1 protein-coding gene is annotated in these 1,023 nt (G+C 59.9%); it reads left to right on the top strand.

Features of this window, described 5'->3' with window-relative positions; all coding sequences use genetic code 11:
- The first annotated feature begins 319 nt into the window (after positions 1-319).
- Complete coding sequence (locus tag ACT3TD_RS14770; protein ID WP_444615239.1) at positions 320-631, top strand: hypothetical protein; 312 nt, start codon at positions 320-322, stop codon at positions 629-631.
- Positions 632-1,023 lie beyond the last annotated feature (392 nt).

The following is a 1,023-nucleotide window of genomic DNA, read 5'->3' as shown; positions in this document are numbered from 1 at the left end:
CCTTTGGCATCGGCGTCTGACTACCCTGATCGACCCGTAGCGCGAAGGAACCCTAGACCTCGACCTGTACGAGGTCCCGTACGCAGTTGTGTGTCGTACCGATGTCAGATTGTGGTACTCACTGGTCACCCGCTTCTTCATAGGCCAGCAGCCGGAAGCGAGCTGGAAAAATTCGAGACTGGCTTCGGCCAGATCACCCACCGTGGTGACGGTGTCACCGAGACCCCCGACCCACACCTTCGCGAGGCGGTATCCAAGGCCGCAAGACACGCCGGGGCAGCGTCCCCACGCTGCCATTCTCGCACCGGAAAATGGTTGGATGAGCACCTACATCGTCTGTAAAGACTTCGAAGGGCGCGTCTACGTCGCTGTGCCCGACGCCGAAGATTCTCGCCCGCACCATATCGCCTACGCCCGGAACACACAGGAAGCACTGCAGATCATCCACTATCTCAACGGTGGCTCTGACCCTGCTGCTGCGGCGGTAGTCGCCGTATATGAGCAGACGGTACAGGAACTCCCGACTCCTGTAGCCGACGTACTGGCAAGTGCGGTCCACAAGGTGAAGAACTCGATACCTCGACGACGCCGTAGAGGTGAGCAGCCCGCCGAAAACGAGGCAGATGCCTAGGTTTTCCACGAGGTCCACTGCGTACTGGACCTGGCCTCGTCATGGGTATGTTCGGTAGCCGATGAGGGTAACCGTGGGAACCGTTGGCGTACGAAGGCAACTCCCGCATCCAGTGTCGTGGTCGACAACCGCTGACGCGCCTAGCCGGCACTGACAGACGTCATCGTGGAGACCCCGAAGTGGTTCGGCTGGCACAACAACTGGCGACTGCGTTCAAGGGTCGACAACATACCACCGGTCCAGGCCCATCGACACACTGGCCATCGCGGTCTGAGCAACAGACATACGCCCTCTACAAGAGCTGGTGCTTGGCACCACTTACTAACGCTTGAGCGAACCCCATCGTGGTAAGCACAGGTGGCCTTGCGCGCGCCGTTAGAGCCATTCCATTC

This window comes from Corynebacterium sp. AOP36-E1-14, assembly GCF_052377495.1.
GTDB lineage: Bacteria > Actinomycetota > Actinomycetes > Mycobacteriales > Mycobacteriaceae > Corynebacterium.
This window is presented reverse-complemented; position numbering and strand designations above follow the sequence as displayed.

Coding starts and splice junctions, on each gene's coding strand:
- ACT3TD_RS14770 (WP_444615239.1), top strand. CDS start 320: ATGAGCACCTACATCGTCTGTAAAGACTTCGAAGGGCGCGTCTACGTC.